Source organism: Anaerobiospirillum sp. NML120511 (genome assembly GCF_023050955.1).
Taxonomy (GTDB): domain Bacteria; phylum Pseudomonadota; class Gammaproteobacteria; order Enterobacterales; family Succinivibrionaceae; genus Anaerobiospirillum.
Genome location: NZ_JALKIK010000011.1, coordinates 72,515 through 90,787, shown reverse-complemented (window position 1 = coordinate 90,787; position 18,273 = coordinate 72,515). Strand labels below are relative to the sequence as shown.

Below are 18,273 nucleotides of genomic sequence, written 5' to 3'. Positions count from 1 at the left end.
ACCCTTGGGTTGCCCTTTATCGTTAATGGCTTGCAGCACGTGTCCCTTGCGGCCGGTATTTCCCCTATGAGGGGAACCTCCTGGCAGATTATCTCAATCCCGCCATATTCAGCTTGTCCCTGTATGCCCGGTCTTGCCGGGTAACATAGGATGCGGTTGACTGTCAGGTAAGTACCCGGCTCTGCCAGGAATTATCAGTCTGACAGCCCGGAAGCGGGCTATCCGTGCGTGGCCATAGCCGCAGTTGCCTGTCCTGTCAGTGTGGGAAGCAGGCTCCGGCCTGGGATGGTCGGGTTGCGTGCAGCAGGTCCGGTCCTGAGCAGATGCCGGCACCGTTGTAGAAACTGCAGCGGGAGACAAATACGCGGTGCAGCGGCACCCCTGAGGCTGATGGGCCTGTCAGTACGGCTACGCCCATGGACATGTCGTTATCGACACCTGAGTTGATGAAGGTGCAGTGGCCAATGGCTACCTTGCTGCTCTGTTCCACCACAATGCCCTTGGTGCACGGACCGCAGTTCCACTGGAAGAGCATATTGCTCAGGCTGATTTTCTCGCTGTTGAGCACATGGATATTGCAAAAGGCCGAATTGACCATGGTAATGCCGTTTATGGACACTTTCCGGGAGTCCTGGATCAGCACGTTGCGTACTCGTACCTGACCTGATTTTGCATGCAGCAGTGCTGCACCTGATCCATTGATGGCACCTTCGCCGCAAATCTCGACATTCTGGGAGCCCAGCACGCTGATAAGGCCCGGCGCTGCCTGGATCTGCTCTCCGCCAATATTGGTTGTGATGGACGGATAATCCTCAGGACAGGTGCTGGCAGTGAGCACAGCATCCTTTTCCAGAACCAGACGGATGCGTGAGGTCAGCTTGACGGCCGAAACACGGTAGATACCAGCAGGAATAATCACCTCACAGGCAATCTGAGGATGGGCGGCCGGATATTGTGAGCTCTTGCCGTGACCGGCAGGGCAGTGCCCGCCATGATGAAGCATATGAGAGCCATGGCAGCCCTGCCCATGGCCATGTGGTCCATGTCCAGGCTCGTGCGGGGCATGACCATGAGGTCCATGTCCGTGGCCACGAGGGCATTGGCCGTCTCCATGACCATGACCATGGCTATGGTTGTGACAATGGTCATGAGGGCTATGGTCATGCTCAGGGCCGTGTGCCTCAGGGGATGGAGTTGCGGAGCTGGCAGCTTCGCTTATCAGCTGGGCAAGTCGCTCCTGGTAGAGGGCGGCGTTGATAAGCCCCTCAACTGTATGAGCAAAGGTGCGCGCCTCAAGTATGGCGTCCTGAATGGCATCGGTATCGTCGTGAATGCCGTCACCTACGGCACCAAAGTCCCTGACATTAAAGGAGCGTGATACGGGAATGCGTGGAGCATGAGCGGTGCGGTGATACTCAATGCAGGTAAGCTCGGTACTGATATGGTTACTGTCGACGGTCAGACCCGGTGGGCCTGGCAGCTGTGATCCGTCGGTCTTTGAAGGGCACTTTTCCATAATTTTCCCTGCCTTATAAGTCTGTAATAATCATGCCGGAGGCATGTCATTGCCACCGCCAGGTCATGCCAGGCAGTGCAGACATAAGGATCCGGTGTTCTCTCTGTCTCGTCTGCCTGCAAAGTCCAGCACCATACAATAGAGGCACTGTTTGATTGTCAGGCAGCGTAATAATTTATTCTCTGTAGAGCATCAGCATAACATTAAGCAACAGCAGCTGCTGTGAGTTGTAACACCTTTCAGGCTCAACGATGCAGCAGTTTAACCGCGACATACCCGTGGCTGCCCAGTAAACAGCCCATCCACCAGCACTGTCACCAGCAACAGGTATTGAGATCCCAAACCTCTTCTATGCATTTGCTCAGGCAGCAACATACGCAGTCAGCAGTCATAACTGGTAGGCCGGCCTGGCATGGCTATCAGCCGCACTGACAGGCACGGCAGTATGCATCAGCTGTACGGAACAGCTGGATCAATATCAGTTACGGGACAGCGTAAATAGTGGCAGGGAGTGGCATGGTTCAGAGGGGCAGGGGCGAACACCTGGGTGCTACAGATTGACATTCTGGTATAGGGGGGAGGCTGATGCTCGGGTGGCCGGTGTTACTGATTGGGTGATAGGTATTTTTACAGCCTGTTTTCAGCAAAATGGCATTGTGACGGGAAGTAGGGCTGAGAAAGTGAAATTTAGTCCCTGGATCGCAAAGTTTTCTCAAAACTTAGCCTATAATTAGGGGCGGCCAAATGGGCTGCTGCGTTTTACTTAAGCTGAACCACTTCTCAGGATCGATTTTGATGTTTAATCTGCCAAATCTGCTGACCATATTAAGAGTCTTGCTCATACCAGTGTTCGTGGGATTATTCTATTTCCCATCTACCAAGAGCAACATGATTGCAGCTTTAGTTTTCGTCATTGCTGCCCTGACTGACATGCTTGACGGCTATCTGGCCCGCAAGCTCAAGCAGACCACTAAATTTGGTGCTTTCCTTGATCCTGTGGCAGACAAGATCATGGTATGTACCGCTCTGGTACTGATTGTCGAATACTACAGCGTTCATGTAGGCGATTTTTTCCCTCACATGAATCTGCTGGTCTCCATTCCTGCAATGGTTATTATTGCCCGTGAGATTGTAGTGTCCGCCCTGCGTGAGTGGATGGCTGAAATCGGTCAGCGCGCTCAGGTAGCTGTGAACTGGGTAGGCAAGTGGAAGACCGCCATTCAGATGGCTGCAATTTCTCTGTTGATCTGGCGCCACAACGATCCAATGATTTACGCCGCTATCGGCCTGCTGGGCGTTGCTACCGTACTTACTATCTGGTCCATGATAGTCTATCTCAAGGTCGGTCTGAGCCACATGTCCGAGGAAAGTCAGGCATCAGTTCCTGCCCCGGTCGCAAAGGCTCCAGCCGCACCCGCTGCTCCAGCACCAGCCCCGGCTGCCGACAGCGCCCCTGCAGATTCAGGCTCAGCAAATGAAGGCGCAGAAAAGGCCTGATAACAAAGCTTTTGTCATAAGGCCACAGCAAAAAAGGAACCCACAGGGTTCCTTTTTTTGCTTTTGGTCCAGTAAAGACAGCCTGAACGGCAGCTGCAAGGCACTCAGCCCGGTATGGCCGCAAGGTCATCCCGGCATGCATGCATGCATGCCATAACTCGCGCTCTGGCACAGCTGGCGTCTTGCTGTGCTGGCGTCGGGGGTTAGTACAGGTTTGCAGTAAGGGCAGGCCGTAGTAAGGATCGGCCGTGGCAAGGTGCGGGCATGGACAGGAACTGCCGTGGTCAGTGGCGGCCGTGGGGCTAAATGCAGCGGGCTGGCTTGGGGAGGCCTGCCAGAAGGGCGGCACACTTGGCCGCTCCGTCAGGAAAGAGTACGGCCAGCTTGCGTGAGTTGGCCAGCTCCTCATGCCCCTCTTTTTGCAGTAGCTTGATAAGACCGCGAACAGGTGGGGTAGAGGCATACTGCTGATAGTAGGAGCGCACTGTGTCGATAATGACAATGTGCTCGGCTGTCAGACTGAGTCCTGATTTGGCGGCCATGAAGTCGCGCAGAGCTTCGCTGTAGTCCTCAGGATGCAGCAGGTATCCCTCGTCATCAACCTCTATCTGGCGACCTTCAAATTCCATGTAAGGCATTTCCTCACTCCTGTTTTAAATGAGCAGTCCCTGAAGTCAGCTGATGCTGTGCTCAGAGGTCCTTGCCGACAACTCCATGGCGGCAGCGACCGGGCATCAGTACCTGACAGCTTGCTGCATCACCTCTATGGCGGCGGAGACTGCTCAGAATGGCGTACAGCCTGCTGCAGTCTCCAGCCTGCTTTACCGGGATGAGTCGAAAGTCAGGCGGGCAGCGAGCTTTGCGGGGCTGAAAATAACAGACCCAGGCACAGGGCCTGGGTCCGTTGTGGTCAGTAACTGACGAGATTATCAGTCCTGATGATGGAGCAGGTGGCCCATCTTTTCTTTCTTAACGTGCAGATAGTCTTCGTTGTACTTGTTCTCGCCGTACTCAAGCGGCTCGCGGGCTACAACCTCAATACCGTGCTTGCTGATGTCATCGATCTTGGCCGGATTGTTGGTCATGAGGATAATGCGCTCAAAGCCCATGGCACGCATCATGTCAGCGCAGATGCCATAGGTGCGACCATCGGCCGGGAAGCCCAGCTGGAGATTGGCCTCTACAGTATCAAGACCATTGTCCTGAAGACGGTAGGCGGCAATCTTGTTGAACAGGCCAATGCCACGGCCTTCCTGGCGCATGTACAGCAGAGCACCGCGACCAGTTTCAGAAATCTTGCGCAGAGCAGCCTCGAGCTGGAAGCCGCAGTCACAGCGCAGTGAGCCCAGAGTATCGCCGGTCAGGCACTCAGAGTGAATGCGGGCCAGAACCGGTTCATCGGTGGTCAGATCGCCTGTATAGATAATTGCGTGCTCACGTAACTGGTGGTCCTTGAACACTTTGATTTTAAACATACCGAAACGACTTGGAAGCATGGCGCTTGGGCCCTGCTCAAAGATTTCACTTTCTGCCACGACTAATACCTGAATTGTTAATAGCTTTCAGCAAGAGATACGACCAGGCGTATCTTACTGAATCCCTGGACGGTCCAAAGACCGTTCTGATAATGAGCTGGTATTATACATGAGGGACATTAGTACATGACAGTTATTACCTATTTTTATCATGAGCAAGCCCGTCAGAATCACGCTTGCGCAGCAATAGCCCCTCCTTAAACAGCACTGTTTGAGTGCCCGGCCAGGACTTTTGGTTGACAGCCTGGCAGGCCCCATATCATGGCAAAAGGACCCTCCATGTCCAGGCTTCAGAGCTGTGACCATCCATCGGAAAAGCCTGCCTGTCATGGCATGCCGCCATAATCAGGACTGGCCAGTGCACGCGCCCAGTGACGTATCTGCGCCCAGTGGGGCAACCTGGCAATTCCCTTATCAGCCCACCAGTCAGTACCATGATTTGCCCTCCCGGCAGGACTGACTTCATGGCCTGCAGGGCAGAGCCAGGTATCAATATCCTGTAAACCAGATGCACGTCGGGAGTGATGCTCAATAACAGTACCAGTGCTGCTGGTACGACAAGCTCAGCGCAAGCCCGGCACAAATTCTGGCCACTCATACTGTCATACAGGTCAGGCTGTCACCAGGCAGCAGGCATGCTTACATGTATATATAAATGCATACCTGGCTGCTGCCGGGATGCAATCCAGGGTAACTGCTGGCAGGATCCGGCGATGCCGGGCGTTCCGAAGATGGTCAGGTGACATGCTTGTTGCCGGGATGGGCAGTGCAGGTACGGTCCGATGCACGATTATGGGCGGTACGCGCGGTATGGCCGGGTGGCGCCAGGTGCCAGGCGATCAGCTTTGGCCTCGGAGATTTTACGGTGGCGGGCAAAGGGCGTTAAATGGCCATTTACCGCCGGGAATACGTGGTCTGCATTTTTGCCATGCATGGTGAATGTTGCTAAAATTGACAAGCTTTTTCAGTTGAGGCTGTTTGCCATGGAGCTGAGGAGCATCTCAGGAGGGCGGCTGCCGCCTGAGAATCTTTGTTTATGGATTTATATCAGTACCTGATCTGTTCTCCGGGACGGACAGGCAAGGTCCTGACCTGCTTGAGGCGGGCATTTGGGGCATGGGTTTAAATACCCGTCCATTTATGTCTGTGAGCATCTGAGGTCTGCCTGGTACTGCAAGATACGCCTGAGCCGGTGCAATGTTTACGTTGCCGGCACTGAACAGGGCGCTAAAGGAAGTTAACTTTGGAAAAGGCATTTGTTGTTGCTGTAGACGGTCCAGGCGGTGCTGGCAAGGGTGAGCTCACCCGTCGTCTTGCTAAAACTTTAGGCTATGATCTGCTCGATTCTGGCGCTATTTACCGCGTATTAGCCTATGCTGCCCGCAAGGCCGGTCTGGCCATGTTTGATGAGGAGTCTCTGGTTCAGGAAGCTCAGGTACTCTCATTAAGCTTTGAGGTTCAGGACGATGGTGTGCACGTATTCCTGGGCGATGAGGATGTCTCCCGTGCTATCCGTACCGAAGAGTGCGGTCTCAATGCCAGCAAGGTAGCCCCACACCCACTGGTACGTCAGGCCCTGCTGCAGCGCCAGCGCGACTTCCGCAAGGAGCCAGGTCTTGTTGCTGACGGCCGTGATATGGGCACTGTTGTCTTCCCTGATGCTCAGGTCAAGATCTTCCTCGATGCCTCCCCTGAGGTCCGTGCTCAGCGCCGCAAGCTGCAGCTTGAGCAGGCTGGTAAGGAAGCCGATTACGATCTTATCCTCAAGGAAATCACCGAGCGTGATGAGCGCGACCGCAACCGTCCAGTAGCCCCGCTTAAGGCAGCTGAAGATGCTCTGGTACTCGACTCCACCAACATGAGCATTGAAGAGGTATTCAACGCTGCCATGGACTACATCAGGTCAAAGCAGCAGGCCTGAGCCTCACCTGGTTATTAAGCATTATTGTCCTGACCTCCCTGGGCTCCCACACAAACGATGCGGGACAGCCGCAAGGCAGGCAAGGGGCAAAGCAAAGCACAGCACAGCACAGGGCAGAGCCTCAACAGGCTCTGCCCTGTGCTTTTTTTGAGCTCAGAAGAATGATGTCAGGTTTTATGGCAGGGGGCTGCATGCTGCAGCGCATCACCAGGTGACTTGCGTTTGTCAGTACAGGTGTTCTTTTGTGCTTGTGTGGGGTGCAGGGGCAGGCAGTGGTAGACTGACCTGTGTTTAGCAGCCATATTGCCAGATTCTCTTAGCCAACCCTTATATGTATAGGAGTTGGCTTTTATTTTGTCTGCAAATAATTTTTATGCTTCTGGGGGATTCAGGGGGCAGCATGATAGAATTGGGCTCTATCATTAGGTATGGATATTTGGGGGAACTTATGTACCTGAGGTTGAAGACCAATCGTGGCAGGAAGTACCTGCTTATGATGGAGTCGGTTCATGATCCTGAAACAGGCAAGTGCGTCAAAAGGGTGGTGAAGAGCTATGGCAGGTACGAGAACTTACCTGAGGAGGTAAGAAGAGCATTCGAGGACGAACGAGCTCGCAAGCAGCTCACTGCTGAACTGGAACGTGACTGTCTGAATGCACGGCTGACCATGGCAGCAGAGGCAGCGGTAGAGGCGGCTGATGTTGCTAAGGTTGATGATGATGGCCTGGAGTGTGACGATACCCCCAGGTTAAACGGGGCTTTCGAGCTTCACTACGGCCATCTTGCGCTGAAGCCAGTATGGGAGATGGAACTGGGACTGAAGTACAAGATCAGTTATCTTCAGCAGGCTTATACCGAAATAGAAGCGTTGAGCCTCAATGATCTGCTGTTCTACCTGGCGTCAGTCAAAATTGTCAGACCACAGTCCTACTTGCAGGCAAGCAACATCATAAGTGACTTTATCTACTGCCCATGGAGCTCTGTCAGTCAGAGCGGTTTTGACCATGCACAGGATTTCCTTTATGAGCACGGCAGTCAGCTGCTCAAATATGCAGTTAAAACACATGCAAAGCCCCGGGAAAAACCAGTCAAAACAGCCTTTATCAGCTGTTTTAACATCTGGTTGGAGGCAGCCACTCATGGCAACGCACTGTTTGGCTGCAGCCTGCACGACAGCAGTGACCGGGAAATGATGAGCCATGGCGCCTTCCTTGCTGATGCTTATGCTGATTGCGGCCCGGACAGCTGTGAGGGACTGCCTGTTATTTCAGTGGCTATTGCAGCTGACGAGGAGGGCTTTCCCCTTGATTGCCGCATTTCGCTGGGAACTCCGAACGACCTGGACCTGCTGCCAGAGGCGGTTCAGGCGCTCAAAGATCAATACGGTATCAGCAATTACTGCCTGATTGCAGAGAGCCTCAGCAACGAAGCTCAAGTGGTACGCATGGCCCGCCACAACGATATGGGATTTGTGGTGCCGTTCCATCTGTCCAAGCAAAGTGACGAAGACCGCAGGCAAATGCTGGATCTGTCAGGTTACAAAAACTTCATTCCTGGTGATGACGGCACCTTTGTCCTGGAATCCAATGACAGCAGGATTCAGGAAAATGCCCCCAGATTCAAGGTTTGTGACTACGTTATGAAAGTCAGGTCTGCTGCTGAACCATGCCGGCAATATGGCAGTGAGCTGGCTGGTGCGGCTGAAGTTCCATGCAGGATTGTTTATACATTCTGCCCTCAAAGAAGGGCCAGGGATCTTGCCTTGCTCAATGCGCTCAAGCAAAGTGCAGTCGCGGCAAAGGGGCTAAATGACGAGCGGATTAAAGCCAAAGAGAAAGTTGCGGGCTATGCGGCTTTAGTATTAGGCCACTCAGTCAGAAGCAAACACCAGCCGCTCAGTGATACCGAAGTGCTTGATTCCTGCTACAGGCTTGCCGGTCTTAAGGACAGCTTTAAGCTCATGACAGTGTCATTGTTCCCGGATTCTCCAGACGAAAAGCTTATCCAGAGAATCGAAGCTCACTGCTGCCTGAGCGTGCTTGCCCTGATGATGCTTCGTATTGTCCAGAAACAGTTGCTTCAGAAAGGCCACCGTATGTCTTTATCTGGCATATGTCAGGCACTGGCAGATGCCCGGGTGATACCTGCATCGGTAAGCAATAGCGAAATAAACTTCTTTAATGTCATGAGTCGCTCAGGCGATTATGCGCCGGTGGCGGGAAATTCGGGGACTGGCGAGCCCTTATCCATGCTGGAAACCGCAGATCACGGCGAAGAGATTTCAAGTGGTTATGAGCAGGGCAAGAGGCAGATTAGCAGCGGCGCTCAGACTGTGCTGGATGCGGTCGGACTGGGAGTAATTCCCCGCTATGTTGGATTCAGGCAGCTCAAGAGACTGCTGAAGATTGGCTCATATCCTGACAGCAAGGTCCTTGCAGACGAGCACCAGCAACTCATTAAGCTCCTTGACATGCAACCACCCTTAACAAGAGGAAACAGGAGCTCAGAACTGCCTTTCTGACGAGTATTACTGGCAGTGCCGTGCGAGCAGATAGCGGCCGTCAGTCAACCAAAGAGCAGTACAGCACAGGGCAGAGCCTCAACGGGCTCTGCCCTGTGCTTTAGCTGATGGTAAATAATGCTATAAGCTGTGATCGGGGAGACTGGCAAAGGCCGCAGTTCAGGGCATGCTCTGGCTGGCTGAAGGCTTCCTTCGGGACCATGGCTGTGCGGCCTGGCAGGTATGATCCAGTGCGCTGGTAGGGAAGGAGTGAGTGATGCCCTGAAAAAGGGCATGTTTATGACGTTTTGTGGTCTGTTATGGGGAATAAACGGTACTTTTGAGAGGGCATGGTGTAAGTGGGGCAATTAGCAGGTAAGATACCGGCCAGGCTCGGGCTTATTTATGGCCTTTATTTGAGCTTACTCCTATATGGAAATAATTTGCATCTAATGGCCCTGTACAGGGTGGTGAAAACCTTGATCGGATACTTGATCATTGTTATAATCCGCGATCACTTGTTTACAGTGTCATGGATGATACTAAATTTTAACTACCTCCTTGAAGCAAGAAGCTTTAGGGTGCCTGTGGAATCAATCCTTAATGTCTATTAGTTTTGCCGAACTCCTCGAAGAGTCTTTTAGCCAGAACGAATCCCGTCCAGGTAATACCATCAACGCTCACGTTGTTGCCATCAACGCCGACTTCGTAGTTTTAGACGCCGGTTTAAAGTCCGAGTCTAACATTCCAGTTGAGCAGTTCAAGAACGCCCAGGGCGAGATTGAGGTTGCTGTTGGCGATACCGTTCCAGTTGTTCTTGAGTCCATCGAATCCGGCGACGGCGAGACCATCCTGTCCCGTGAGAAGGCCAAGCGCAATGAAGCCTGGAACAAGCTCGATGAGGCCTACAAGAACAGCGAAGCTGTTACCGGTCTGATCGACGGTAAGGTAAAGGGCGGCTTCACCGTACAGTTAGGCGGTATCCGTGCTTTCTTACCAGGCTCTTTAGTTGATGTTCGTCCAGTACGTGAGACTGCTCACTTAGAGGGCAAGGAGCTTCAGTTCAAGGTTATCAAGCTTGACCAGAAGCGCAACAACGTAGTTGTTTCTCGTCGTGCTGTTATTGAGTCTGAGAACTCTTCCGAGCGTGAGAATGTATTAGCCAACCTGCAGGAAGGCCAGGAGGTTAAGGGTATCGTTAAGAACCTGACCGACTACGGTGCATTCGTTGACCTCGGTGGCGTTGACGGCTTATTACACATTACCGATATGGCCTGGAAGCGTGTTAAGCACCCATCCGAGATCGTTAATGTCGGTGATGAGATTGAGGTTAAGGTTCTTAAGTTTGACCGCGAGCGTCAGCGTGTTTCCTTAGGTCTCAAGCAGTTAGGCGAAGACCCATGGGCCAACATCGCAGGCCGCTTCCCAGTTGGTTCCAACCTCGAGGGTAAGGTTACCAACTTAACCGACTACGGCTGCTTCGTAGAGATCCAGGAAGGTGTTGAGGGTCTGGTTCACGTATCCGAGATGGATTGGACCAACAAGAACATTCACCCATCCAAGGTTGTTTCCGTTGGTGACAACGTAACCGTTAAGGTTCTCGAGATCGACGAGGAGCGTCGTCGTATTTCTCTGGGCTTAAAGCAGTGCAAGCCAAACCCATGGATGGAGTTCGCTGAGGCTCACTCCAAGGGTGACCGTGTAACCGGTAAGATCAAGTCCATCACTGACTTCGGTATCTTCATCGGTCTGGACGGCGGCATTGACGGCCTCGTTCACTTATCTGACATCTCCTGGCAGCAGTCCGGTGAAGAAGCTGTTCGCGACTTCAAGAAGGGCGACGAGATCACCGCTATTGTTCTCCAGGTAGATCCTGATCGTGAGCGTATCTCCCTGGGCTTAAAGCAGATCGCTGAAGATCCGTTTGCTGACTACCTGGCTCAGCACCACAAGGGTTCCCTCGTCACCGGTACCGTTGAAGAGGTTGACGCCCGTGGCGCTACCGTACGTCTGGCTGAGGGCGTAACCGGCTACATCCGTGTTGCCGATATCTCCCGTGACCGCGTCGAAGACGCCTCCACCGTATTAAAGGTAGGCGACTCCGTTGAGGCCAAGTTCATGACCCTCGACCGCAAGACCCGTCAGTTAAGCCTCTCCATCCGTGCCAAGGATGAGGCCGAGGAGAAGGAAGCTTTAGACACCCTGAACGACAAGCAGCAGCAGGAAGCCGCTCCTAACGCTATGGCTGCCGCTTTTGCCGCCGCTCGTGGTGAATAAGCTCACTGTTAGCAGTCAGTCAGTTTTTCTGACCGCCTGTTAAACTGCGAAACTTAACCGTTTCCAAAACCCGGATGGGGATAACCCTGTCCGGGTTTTATTTTGCCCCTTTCCCTCTACAATATTTTCACAGGGCCGCAACGGCCCAAATTTCCCCAAAAACCAGCCTTTAACAAATATCCCCTACACTAAAAGGCCCGGCCATCCATACTCAAAAAAAGTTACTGATAAATTATTTTATAAAGCGTTAATGAACAACAGCCCAGATCCGTCCTCCTGTCTTTATCCCTCGCCACTTTTTACTCTCCATAGCGATTTATAAATCATATCTTCATAGACTTCCTGCCAACTCCATCAGGCACAAATTCATAAACTCACTCAAACACTTACGTAGTCAGTCAGTCAGTCAGTAAGTCACTCATTCAATCACTCATCCTTTAGCTCACACTTATTGACTCTGTCTATCCTCGCCACTAATTTTGTTCAGCTGGTCTACATGCCTAAGCTGAGCAGCGTTGGTGGCTGGTAGACCGGCCTGTTGGTAACGGTGGAGAAGCCGCATGCCTGCCTGCCAGCCTGTTTGTCGGCCTGCAGCAGCAGCGTATGCTGATTGGGTGCATTGCTCTGATTGCTCATGCTGATGCTTCTCTGAGCTAACTCTGCCTGCATCGTGCTCTATAAAATCCTGCACTTCCTAAAGTCAGTAATATCTTACTTACGACTGATAGTGCATACGCAACGCCCCATATACATGCTGTACTGACAGCAAGTCGAGCATCATGGCAGCCCCCTAACCAGTCCCCTGTGCAATCGTTTTCTTGCAGCACGAGCTCATGCACAGGCTCATGCTTTTGGCTGATAAGATCGAGACTGAGCGTCTTATAGCAGGTCATGTAGCTCAACTGCAGTTATGTGCAGATGGATATGCTTTCTGTATGACATACTCTACAAAATATTTTTCAGACTATTATATGGGGTACGAGTGTTGACTGACCATACAGCTGCATTGCGCTTTTGGCTGATGGATGTGCCTGTGAATATCATTATGATGGTTATGATATTCTCACTGTAAAAGGTTTTATAGAGTGTTCTTTATAGCGTAGCCCTGGGTGTTGGCCGTTATACTTTTGGGTAAGGGGGAGAGTTTTTTGATTTTGCGGAAGGAAGCTGGTGTGTGATTTTTTCTGGCTGTACAGTGCAAAGTACTGATTTTCAGTACTGACAGGTGCTGACCCGGGGCGCGCTCACAGCTGTGGTGTGCCGCACAGCATATGTCATAATGGTTAACTGTTGTTATCAGCTCAAACAGGGTGCGCCTTAAAGGGAGGCCGGGGAAGGCGGAAAATTACGATTCAACTGTCGTTTTGACAAATTTTATAGTACAAATGGGCTTAGATTTTTTTGACGCATGAACCGGCCATTGTCTGGCCTGTAAGCCTCATAGAGCCTGGCAGTTGCTGCTGATCGCCAAAAGAAGCTCAACTGAGCTGCCAGGCGTAGCCGTGTGGCCTTGCCACTGTTATTTCTGACAGGGGCTACCTGGCTCACACATTGACAAATCAGGTCTGTCATAAAGGACCTGCCTCAGTTATTTTATGTTCATCCCGGGGGCTGGCTGTCAGCTGCAGCTGCCGGAGACTGCGCTCTGCAATTCAGAGCACCATCAAGCCACACAAATAGGGCCCAGCCATGACCTCATATCAGTCTGAAGATCACAGCAATAACAGCGCAAATTTTGACCAGCCTGGAAGGCAGGGCAGTGCTCCATCGGCCCAGTCCCAGACACCGGCCGCCCGTATGCCATGGGAGTATCAGGTCTGGCAGGGCCAGGGACCGGGCCAGAACCAGGCCGTGCAGCCGCAGTATGCCCAGCCACAGTCTGGCCCTCAATATGATCAGTACACCCAGCCACAGGGCGGCTATGCTCATCCTTACGGCAATGCGCAGAGCAACAGACAGGGTTTTAGCCGTCCTCAGCAGCCTCAGTTAAATGCAGGACAGCCTCAGTATGCCCGGCAGCCAGGGCCGTACGGTCAGCCACCGGCAGCTCAGCAGTCTGGCCAGTATGGTCAGCCACCGGCAGCCTGTTCACAGCCTTATGGCAATACTCACGGGCAGGGGCCGGGCTTTAACAGCCCGCAGCAACAGCCTCAGTTCAATCAGGGTCAGCCTCAGGGCGGATGGCAGCAGCCACCACGACAGCCTCAGATGCCGTACTCACAGGGGCAACAGGGCGCAGCTCAGTACCAGTCTCAGTTCGCTCAGGGACCAGACAGTCTGAGCCGTAATACACAGGGACAGTATCCTCAGGGACAGTATCAGCCTCAGTGGGCACGTAATGCCCCTGACAGAGCCGCTTCCAATGGACAGGGCTACGGACAGGGCAACTTTGGTCAGCAGCCTCCACAGCAGATGCCACCACAGGCAAGGCCTTATCAACAACCTCAGCCCCAACTGCAGACTGCAGTTCCTGCCTGGGGTCATAGTCAGGCACCGGCTGCAGCTGGGCCTGCTGTCATAGCCACACAGGCTCATGCCGACGCTCTTGCAGGTCAGAACGGGGGTTATGGCTATGCTCAGGGCGCCGTTGAGGATCAGGCATGGGCTGGAGAGGAAGAAGCTGCCGAAAGCGGAACTGTTTTAAGCCGCGATGAGGTCAAGCGCATACTGCAGCCTCTGACCACGACAACTCAGCAGCGCATTGAAATTCTGCGTAACAGCCAGGTGCAGGTTCCACATGTTAAATCCTATCTGCAGGGACCATGTGTTCTTAACGATGATGAGCGCCGTGCCCTGCATGAGCTCCTGTTTGCCCAGGTTCTGACAGAAATCGCAGTGAGGGACCTGGCGTCTTCCAGTGGCAGCTCCGCCATAGCTGATACACAGGCAGAGGCTATTGCAGCTGATGCCACAAAGCCAGAATCAGTCGCCGTCGAGGCAGCTGCAGACGAGACAGCTTATGCTTCTGGCGATTCTATTGTATCGAAAGAAGCGGATGTGTCCGGTGCAGCTGATACAGCTGTACAGTCCTGTGCAGATAGAATCGCACAGCCTGTCTCAGTCGCCATGGAGGAAGCCAGTGAGGCTGACAATGCTGCTGATGTACAGGTAGTACATCCCGATGCGCTGGTAACAGATGAAGCTTGTAGTAAGAGTGACGCTGCTGCCGGTGGTGAAGCCACCGCACCGTCGACTGTTGCAGACTACACTCAGCCTGACTCGAGCCTGGTAGACGCTGCCTCATGTGATGCAGGCGCAGCCTCGGGAGAATCTGATGCTGTGATTGTTGCAGACACTGCAGCCGAAAGTGATGCCGTTGAACCGTCCGCTGTTTCAGACTCAGCTCAGCCTGAATCGAGCCTGGTAGAAGCTGCCGCAGGCGATGCAGGCGCAGCCTCGGGCGAATCTGATGCTGTGATTGTTGCAGACACCGCCGCCGCATGCGAAGCAGTCGCACCGTCCACTGTTGCAGACTACACTCAGCCTGACTCGATCCTGGTAGAAGCTGCTTCATGTGAGGCTGGCGCGGCCTCGGGCGAATCTGATGCTGTGAGTGTTGCAGATGACGCTGCAGAAGGTGAAGCAGCCGCACCGTCCGCTGTTGCAGACTCCACTCAGCCTGACTCGAGCCTGGTGGAAGCTGCTGCTGTCGAAGGTGGTGACTCCTCTGGCAACGCCTGTTCCATGAGCACTGCAGATACCGCCGTCGCATGCGAAGCCGCCGCACCGTCCGCTGTTGCATACTCCACTAATCCTGACTCGAGCCTGGTAGAGGCTGCCTCATGTGAGGCAGGCGCAGCCTCGGGCGAATCTGATGCGGTGAGTGTTGCAGACACTGCAGCCGAAGGTGATGCCGTTGAACCGTCCGCTGTTGCAGACTCCGTTTTGCCAGATTCAGGACTGGTGGAAGCTGCCTCATGTGAGGCAGACGCAGCCTCGGGCGAATCCGATGCTGTGAGTGTTGCAGATGACGCTGCAGAAGGTGAAGCCGCCGTACCGACCGCTGTTGCAGATTCCGCTTTGACAGACAGTGGGTCACTGGAGGCTGTGGCTGGTGGGGACGATGAGGTGGGCAGGCGCGTGGCTGAGACTGTGGCCTGCCTTGCTGTGGCCGGGCAGTGGTCTGAGTACAGCTATGGTGCCTATTGCGAGCATATGCGCAGCAAGGGACTTGCCCCTTTTTCGGAGGCTGAGCTGATTCGTGCCTGGGTGCATGCTGTCTTTGCCCCTGAGGGCCTGCTCAGTCGCTGTATTGAGGGCTACAGCTGCTCTGAGCAGCAGTATGAGCTGGCTCAGAAAATGGCTGCACTTGCTTATGAGCGCAGGGGCGCAGTGGTGCTGGTGCAGGGGGCATATACAGGCAGTGATGACCTGGAGCTGATGCTGCCTGTGATGCTGGCCGGCAGAAATGTCATGATTGCATCGGCCTCAGTCGAGCTGCAGAACATGATTGTCAGACAGTTCCTGCCTTTTGTGCTGGGCCGCTGCGGTCTTAACCAATGGAAAACTATCAGTCTGCAGACTCACTCAAGATATCTGTGCCGTCACATGATTGATACCAGGTATCCAAAGTTTGTCAAAGGCTCCCTGCCTTCAGCTTTCAAAATGGCACCTGCCTTACTGCACCTGTATCACGAGATCAGGAGATTTGCCGCCGAGGCCGGCAGTCGTGACGGCGATCTGCGCGATGGCGGTTTTGGTGAGTACAACTGTGAGCTCAATGATCGCATTGCTGACTGGTCCACCTCTTACATCACAGAGTGTCGCAGCTGCCACTGCCAGTATCGTGCTGCCCGCAGTGAGGCTGCCGCCAGTACTGTAGAGCAGGTAAGGTATGCCCTTGGTGAATTTGAAAAGCAGTATGGTGTCGGCAGCCGTGAGTATGAGAGCAGATGGCATCAGCTCATGCGTGTCTCTGGAAAGGTATGCGATCTCAGCGGCTGCTTTGTCTATGCTGCCCGTGATTTTGCAAAGCAGGCTGATGCCGTGGGTGTCAGTCACTATATGTTCTTTGATGCCTGCAGACAGGCCAGCCCTCCGGGCCATCCTGATGGTGAGCTGCCACTGCCTGATGTGCTGCTCATTGAAGAGGCTGACATCATTATCGAGAGCATCAGAAAATCACTGCGTCAGGAAATAAAATCCAATCATTTTGGAGAGCTGGCCCGCCTGGTACCGAAAATTCTTACTGCCCTGAAAAAGGCCCGCAAGGCACCTCAGGTCGAGCAGCTCATTGCAGATACAACTCAGTATCAGCGTATTGAAAACTGCTTTAAGACAGCCAATCACTGTGTCTGGCTCATAAGAACCTTTGCCCGTGTCATGGGGGCAGGGCCATGGCCGCTGCATGCTTTCAAGTACCAGCACCGTCTGTGGCAGTCACCATACCAGCTCATGGGCCATGAGCTGCTCAGCGAGTACTCTCTGGGCATACTGCCGCCTGACAGCCAGTTCAGGCTCATGGTCGAAAAGATGCGCGCAGCCAGTCCTGAGCTAAGGCTCAAGGTGCCAGGCTTTACTTCCTATGGCCAGAGAAACATCTGGTTTGAGAACCTGAGCGCTCATTATCAGCAGACCCTGGCACAGCACTGTCAGCAGCTGGGTGTGAGCCTGTATGAGGGCCGTCCTGAAATTGCCCGTTACGATGCCATGGCAGATGTGATGTGCAATGAGCAGGGCCAGGCTCTGGTCGATCCGATTTTCAGAGCCCTGATGAGTGATTTGTACCGCAATTTACGCGAGGGTATGCGCATTCTTGAGCATCTTGAGAGGCATATTACCGGCCTTCAGGGCACTCATGACATTGAGCGCCTTGAGCTTGCTACGGCCCTGAGTGATGCCTTAAAGGCCGTCAGGGCTGTCAGCGATGGTCTGCCTGAAGCTCTGACCACCATTGCCGACATCATGAACGCTGACTTCAATGTCAAAGGAGAGGCTGTGTGGAACGCTGCAGCCACGGTAACACCGCGTGGCAGCACGGCCGTGCTTGCTCTGACTCCTTTTGATATCAGCAACGAGCTCAACGGACTTTTTGAGGCCATAACCTCAGCCGGTACCTCAGTGGTGCTCAAAACTGACAGCCTGAGCTCCCCTGAGGAGACCCATGAGGCTCTGAAAGATTTGGGCCTTGCCCCTGACAATATCGAGCTGGTCATGCTCAGCGACAGCATGGAGCTGCGCCAGCGCGCTATGGTATATCTGTCAGACTGCCAGGGTTCAGCCCCTGATGCCGCTGATGCCGCTACAGCGTATGGTGCCGGTGCAGCGTCTGAGGGCGCAGTACCGGCAGCTGCACAGGAGCGGGCTGCGTCTGGTGCCGGTGCATGGGCTGGCTCCGAGGCTGGAGCTGTTGTGGCTGAGGGACCTGGTGGGGGCAGTCAGGCTTATCTGAGCTGGGAGGTGCTTGCCGGGGAGCTGGGGCGTTTGCGTGAGCTTTTTGAGTCCAGTGCCGGTGGCATTGAGGTGGTGCTTAATGACCCGCTTCATATGAAACGCTGTGCTGCCTGGTTCAATGAGCTCTTTAAGGGCTCCAGATCCGTCATTGTCCAGAGTGAGGCGCCTTATGCTGAAATTGCACAGCGCCTTAAGGACGACAGCAATGCTGTGCTCATCAGTGACAGCTCGCTGCGCCAGCTGCTGCATAAGGCAGGTGTCGGCACCTGCTGGCATGACGGTCATAAATGGGCGCCATCTCTGGTGCTTATGGCCGGGCTTGCTCTACCTGATCTCTCTGATCCTTACTATGATGCCCTTTATCATCATCTAAACCTCAGGCAGTCAGGTCTGTGGGAGCAGCAGGTGGCTCTGCCTTTTGCCCGCCGTGCTGTGCATTGTGCGCTTAACAGCCTGATGCGCTCAGGTCATGAGCATACAGCTCTGATTATTGCAGATCCGGCCATTCACAATGGTGCCATGGGCCAGCAGATAAGCGCTGCCCTCAGGCAGGACTGGACTGTCACCGGCTGTTTTGCTGAAGTAAGGAGCTTTCTGGCAGGCTAATACTTCGGGCGCCGGCTGAAGCAACAGC

Annotated in this window: 8 protein-coding genes and 1 pseudogene; 5 read left to right on the top strand and 4 right to left on the bottom strand. The window is 53.7% G+C overall.

Annotation, left to right across the window (positions count from 1 at the left end; translation table 11 throughout):
- Positions 1-256 precede the first annotated feature (256 nt).
- Positions 257-1,516, bottom strand: coding sequence for a glycosyl hydrolase family 28-related protein (locus MXE39_RS04945; protein WP_246978344.1), 1,260 nt, complete (start codon positions 1,514-1,516; stop codon positions 257-259).
- Between the two features lie 795 nt (positions 1,517-2,311).
- Here MXE39_RS04945 and pgsA point away from each other — a divergent pair.
- Positions 2,312-2,857 (top strand): annotated as a pseudogene (gene pgsA, locus MXE39_RS04940) (CDP-diacylglycerol--glycerol-3-phosphate 3-phosphatidyltransferase); the annotation flags it as partial.
- Between the two features lie 458 nt (positions 2,858-3,315).
- Here pgsA and MXE39_RS04935 read toward each other — a convergent pair.
- Positions 3,316-3,642, bottom strand: coding sequence for a TusE/DsrC/DsvC family sulfur relay protein (locus MXE39_RS04935; RefSeq protein WP_246978343.1), 327 nt, complete (start codon positions 3,640-3,642; stop codon positions 3,316-3,318).
- A 300-nt stretch (positions 3,643-3,942) separates the two neighbouring features.
- A complete protein-coding gene (gene ribA, locus MXE39_RS04930) occupies positions 3,943-4,509 on the bottom strand; it encodes a GTP cyclohydrolase II (protein ID WP_246978358.1) in 567 nt (188 codons plus the stop codon).
- Between the two features lie 1,282 nt (positions 4,510-5,791).
- Here ribA and cmk point away from each other — a divergent pair.
- From cmk to rpsA, 3 genes are all read left to right on the top strand, one after another.
- Positions 5,792-6,469 (top strand): (d)CMP kinase, encoded by a 678-nt coding sequence (gene cmk, locus MXE39_RS04925; protein WP_246978342.1) that lies wholly within the window; start codon positions 5,792-5,794, stop codon positions 6,467-6,469.
- Positions 6,470-7,739: 1,270 nt separating this feature from the next.
- Complete coding sequence (locus MXE39_RS04920) at positions 7,740-8,990, top strand: hypothetical protein (RefSeq protein ID WP_247073826.1); 1,251 nt, start codon at positions 7,740-7,742, stop codon at positions 8,988-8,990.
- A 582-nt stretch (positions 8,991-9,572) separates the two neighbouring features.
- Complete coding sequence (rpsA, locus tag MXE39_RS04915; protein WP_246978340.1) at positions 9,573-11,246, top strand: 30S ribosomal protein S1; 1,674 nt, start codon at positions 9,573-9,575, stop codon at positions 11,244-11,246.
- Between the two features lie 492 nt (positions 11,247-11,738).
- Here the strand turns inward: rpsA and MXE39_RS04910 are convergent, their stop codons facing one another.
- Positions 11,739-11,882 (bottom strand): hypothetical protein, encoded by a 144-nt coding sequence (locus MXE39_RS04910; protein WP_246978339.1) that lies wholly within the window; start codon positions 11,880-11,882, stop codon positions 11,739-11,741.
- 1,053 nt (positions 11,883-12,935) lie between these two features.
- On the opposite strand from MXE39_RS04910, the gene MXE39_RS04905 reads away from it, so the two are divergent.
- A complete protein-coding gene (locus MXE39_RS04905; protein WP_246978338.1) occupies positions 12,936-18,245 on the top strand; it encodes a hypothetical protein in 5,310 nt (1,769 codons plus the stop codon).
- Positions 18,246-18,273: the final 28 nt, after the last annotated feature.

What these genes read in the sequence shown, in the direction of transcription:
- MXE39_RS04945 (WP_246978344.1), bottom strand. Translation starts at nt 1,516, where the DNA reads ATGGAAAAGTGCCCTTCAAAGACCGACGGATCACAGCTGCCAGGCCCA.
- MXE39_RS04935 (WP_246978343.1), bottom strand. Translation starts at nt 3,642, where the DNA reads ATGGAATTTGAAGGTCGCCAGATAGAGGTTGATGACGAGGGATACCTG.
- ribA (WP_246978358.1), bottom strand. Translation starts at nt 4,509, where the DNA reads ATGCTTCCAAGTCGTTTCGGTATGTTTAAAATCAAAGTGTTCAAGGAC.
- MXE39_RS04910 (WP_246978339.1), bottom strand. Translation starts at nt 11,882, where the DNA reads ATGAGCAATCAGAGCAATGCACCCAATCAGCATACGCTGCTGCTGCAG.
- rpsA (WP_246978340.1), top strand. Translation starts at nt 9,573, where the DNA reads ATGTCTATTAGTTTTGCCGAACTCCTCGAAGAGTCTTTTAGCCAGAAC.
- MXE39_RS04905 (WP_246978338.1), top strand. Translation starts at nt 12,936, where the DNA reads ATGACCTCATATCAGTCTGAAGATCACAGCAATAACAGCGCAAATTTT.